This is a genomic window from Nocardioides sp. (assembly GCF_035429765.1).
Taxonomy (GTDB): Bacteria; Actinomycetota; Actinomycetes; order Propionibacteriales; family Nocardioidaceae; genus Nocardioides.
This window is the reverse complement of the sequence record NZ_DAOMFK010000231.1, coordinates 1-4,402: the sequence shown is the minus strand read 5'-3', so window position 1 is coordinate 4,402 and position 4,402 is coordinate 1. Positions and strand designations below refer to the sequence as shown.

Below are 4,402 nucleotides of genomic sequence, written 5' to 3'. Positions count from 1 at the left end.
ATGGACGAGCCGGTCGGCCCGGCCGGGCCCGGCGACCAGGCGCTCCAGGAGGTCGCGTGCCCGGCGCTGCGGACCGCGCGTCCGCCGACCGTCGCCCTGCTGTCCGGGTGCCACGCCGGCGAGTCTGGCAAACCCGTCCGACACGCGTGCCCGACAGGGTTGTGAGCGATGCTCGGTGTTGGGGCGCCCCGCATGGTTTGATACTGCTGACCAGCGGTGCCTTGGCGAGGGAGCAGAGCGTGGACCTGACCCTGACGACGCGGGAAGTCGATGGCAGGACCATCGTCTCCGTCGGCGGTGAGATCGACGTCTACACCGCGCCGAAGCTGCGGGACCAGATCACCGAGCTGGTGGCCGACGGCCGCTACCACATCGTGGTGGACATGGAGGGCGTGGAGTTCTTGGACTCCACCGGGCTCGGCGTGCTCGTCGGCGGCCTGAAGAAGGTGCGCGCGCACGACGGCTCCCTGGAGCTGGTGTGCACCCAGGACCGGCTGCTGAAGATCTTCCGCATCACCGGTCTGGCCAAGGTGTTCGCCATCCACGGCTCCACCGAGTCGGCCCTCGCCGACCACTGACCGGGCGGCCTCCCCGGGCTGCCCGCCTCGGTCAGGGTGGGTGAGCACGGCCACACCCGTTCGACGGGGCGCCCCTCGCCGTGCGTAGACTCCCGCACGTTCGCGCGACCCGCATCACTCCTGAAGGAGGAACACATGGCCGGGATCCTTCCCGCAGTCGTGGAAGTAGACCTGACCGGGACGAACCTGTGGCTGGTGGTCGTCGTCGCCCTGATCGCGCTGGGCGCGATCGCGATGGCGCTGGTCTTCCGCCAGCAGGTCCTCTCCGCCGGGGAGGGCACCGACAACATGAGGAACATCGCCCTCGCGGTGCAGGAGGGCGCCAGCGCCTACCTCGCCCGGCAGTTCCGCACGTTGGGCATCTTCGCCGCCGTGGCGTTCTTCGTGCTGCTGGCGCTGCCGGCCGACGACGCCGCGGTGCGGGTGGGCCGTTCGCTGTTCTTCCTGCTCGGGGCGGGGTTCTCTGCCTCGATCGGGTACCTGGGCATGTCCCTGGCCGTGCGCGCGAACCTGCGGGTGGCTGCGGCCGCCAACGACTCCGGTCGTGACACCGCGATGAACGTCGGCTTCCGCACCGGTGCGTTCGTCGGCATGCTGACGGTGGGCCTCGGCCTGCTCGGAGCCAGCGCCGTCGTCCTGATCTTCAAGGACAAGGCGGCGCACGTGCTCGAGGGCTTCGGCTTCGGGGCGGCGCTGCTGGCGATGTTCATGCGGGTCGGCGGTGGCATCTTCACCAAGGCCGCCGACGTGGGCGCCGACCTGGTCGGCAAGGTCGAGCAGAACATCCCCGAGGACGACCCCCGCAACGCCGCGACCATCGCCGACAACGTCGGTGACAACGTGGGCGACTGCGCCGGCATGGCGGCGGACCTCTTCGAGTCCTACGCCGTCACGCTGGTCGCCGCGCTGATCCTCGGCTCGCAGGCCTTCGGCGACAAGGGCCTGGTCTTCCCGCTGCTGATCCCCGCCATCGGTGCGATCACCGCAGTGCTCGGCGTGTTCATCACGCGCCCCCGCGCCGGGGAGAACGGCCTGAAGACGATCAACCGCTCGTTCTACATCTCCGCCGCCATCGGCGCGGTCGCGTCCGTCGTGCTGGCGTTCGTCTACCTGCCCTCCTCCTTCGGCGGGTTCACGAACGTGGTGGGCACCGACATGACCGGAGCCGAGGGGGACCCGCGGGTCATCGCCTCCGTCGCCGTGGTCATCGGCATCGTGATGGCGGCCGGGATCCTCGCGCTCACCGGCTACTTCACCGGCACCGAGCACCGTCCGGTCAAGGACGTCGGCAAGACCTCGCTCACCGGACCGGCGACGGTGATCCTCTCCGGGCTGTCGGTGGGCTTCGAGTCCGCGGTCTACACCACGCTGGTGATCGGTGCCGCGGTGTTCGGCGGGTACCTGCTGGGTGGTGCCACGCTCACCGTCTCGCTGTTCGCCGTCGCGCTGGCCGGCTGCGGTCTGCTCACCACCGTCGGCGTGATCGTGGCGATGGACACCTTCGGCCCGGTCTCGGACAACGCCCAGGGCATCGCGGAGATGTCCGGTGACGTCAGCCCCGAGGGTGCCAAGATCCTCACCGAGCTGGATGCGGTCGGGAACACCACCAAGGCGATCACCAAGGGCATCGCCATCGCCACGGCGGTGCTCGCCGCCACCGCGCTCTTCGGCTCCTACGCCACCTCGGTCGCCGACGCCCTGGTCGACGCCAAGCCGAGCGCCGACGAGCTGCACCTGCTCAGCTTCGAGGTGTTCAACCCCAGCGTGCTGGTGGGGGTGCTGCTCGGGGCCTCGGTGGTGTTCCTGTTCTCCGGTCTGGCGATCAACGCCGTCGGCCGGGCGGCCGGTGCCGTGGTCTTCGAGGTGCGCCGGCAGTTCCGCGAGATCCCGGGGATCATGGAGGGCACCGGACGTCCCGAGTACGGCAAGGTCGTCGACATCGTCACCAAGGACTCCCTGCGCGAGCTGATCACGCCGGGCCTCCTCGCGGTCCTCGCGCCCGTGGCGGTCGGGTTCGGCCTCGGCGTCACCGCGCTGGCCGGTTTCCTCGCCGGGGCGATCGGCGCGGGCGTCCTGATGGCGATCTTCCTGGCGAACTCGGGCGGCGCCTGGGACAACGCCAAGAAGCTGGTCGAGGACGGCCACCACGGCGGCAAGGGCTCGGACGCCCACGCGGCGACGGTCATCGGCGACACCGTGGGCGACCCGTTCAAGGACACCGCCGGCCCCGCGATCAACCCGCTGATCAAGGTGATGAACCTGGTGTCCCTGCTGATCGCCGGAGCGGTCGTCTCGATGGGGGTCGGCAAGGACGCGAACGACCCGCTGCGCATCACGATCGCGCTGGTCGCCGTGGCGATCATCGTGGGCGCGGTGCTGTTCTCCAAGCAGCGTGAGGTGGCCATCGGCAGCGAGGACGTCCCGGCCACGACCCCGCGCTGACCCGACGGTCGGCGGCGGTGTCGTCGGTGGGCCACCCCGACGTCCCGGCGGTGCCGGTCGAGCTGGCTGCTCGGCTGCGCGACGCGCTCGGCGGGGCGGGCTACACCCACGACGCCGTCGCCGGGCTGCTCGGTCCGGCGGCGCACGCCGCCCTGGGTCGCAACGAGACCACCCCCGGGGTGCGCCGTACCGGTGGCGGCACACCGCTGGAGACCCTGACCCGCCTGTTCCTCCTGCAGGTCCCCGTGCCCCGCAGCCACGCCGAGCGTGCGCTCCCGGGGCTGGTGGACCGGCTCGCCGTCGAGGGGCTGCTGGTGACCACCGTCGGCGAGGTCGCGGCGGGCCTGGACGTCCGGCCGTACGCCGCGTCCGACGCCGCCGGCGAGCACGACCTCTGGGTGGTCTCGGACCTGACCCCGGGCCTGGACGGGGCCGGGCCCCGGGTGGGCGCCGACCACGTGCTGGGCATCAGCCCGGCGTCGACCTCGCTGGCCCGGCTCACCCTGCGTGACCCGGTCCGGCGGGCGCTCGACCTGGGCACCGGCTGCGGGGTGCAGGCGCTGCACCTGGCCACCCACGCCCGCGACGTGGTCGCCACCGACGTCAACCGCCGTGCCCTGTGGATGGCCGGCCTCAACGCCGCCCTCAACGGCCGGGCCGGCATCGAGGTGCGGTCGGGGTCCTTCTTCGAGCCGCTCGCCGGGGAGCAGTTCGACCTGGTCGTGACGAACCCGCCGTTCGTCATCTCGCCGGCCACCGGCGAGCGCCTGGTCTACCGCGACTCCGGGCTGCCCGGTGACCGGGTGGTCGAGCACCTGGTCCGCGCGGCGCCCGGCCACCTGAACGAGGGCGGCTGGTGCCAGGTCCTGGCGAACTGGGTGGTGCACCGCGACGTCGCGTGGGACCAGCGGCTGGCCGGCTGGCTGGACGGGACCTGTGACGCGCTGGTGGTCCAGCGGGAGCTGCTGGACCCCGCGGAGTACGTCGAGCTGTGGCTGAAGGACTCCGGCCACCACGGCGCGGCGGACTACACCCGCCGCTACGACACCTGGCTGTCCTGGTTCGAGGGGGAGGGGGTGGAGGCGGTCGGCTTCGGCTGGGTCAACCTGCGCCGGTGCGCATCCACCCGCCGGCCCACCACCACGTTCCTGGACTGGCCGTACGCCGTCGAGCAGCCCGTCGCCCCGGCCCTGGCCGCGTGGGCGGGGGCGGTCGACGCGCTGGCCGCGACCCCCGACCTGCTCGCGGCCCGGCCGGTGGTCCGCCCCGCCGCGCAGCAGGAGACGGTGGGGCGGGCCGGGGGGGAGGGCCCGGCCACGACCCTGCTCCGGCAGCAGCGCGGTCTGCGCCGCGCCCGGGCCGTGGACACCGTCGCGGCCGGG

General features: G+C 72.5%; 3 protein-coding genes. All 3 read left to right on the top strand.

Translation table 11 applies throughout. The features are described from left to right. Positions 1-239: 239 nt before the first annotated feature. Positions 240-578 carry an anti-sigma factor antagonist gene (locus PLP61_RS15165; protein WP_324503595.1) on the top strand — a complete coding sequence of 113 codons (339 nt, stop codon included), beginning with the start codon at positions 240-242 and terminating at the stop codon, positions 576-578. A gap of 135 nt (positions 579-713) precedes the next feature. Further along, a complete protein-coding gene (locus PLP61_RS15160; protein ID WP_324503594.1) occupies positions 714-3,020 on the top strand; it encodes a sodium-translocating pyrophosphatase in 2,307 nt (768 codons plus the stop codon). 17 nt (positions 3,021-3,037) lie between these two features. Continuing rightward, positions 3,038-4,402: DUF7059 domain-containing protein (locus tag PLP61_RS15155; protein ID WP_324503593.1), on the top strand; the 1,365-nt coding region annotated here is incomplete at its 3' end.

What these genes read in the sequence shown, in the direction of transcription:
- PLP61_RS15160 (WP_324503594.1), top strand. Translation starts at nt 714, where the DNA reads ATGGCCGGGATCCTTCCCGCAGTCGTGGAAGTAGACCTGACCGGGACG.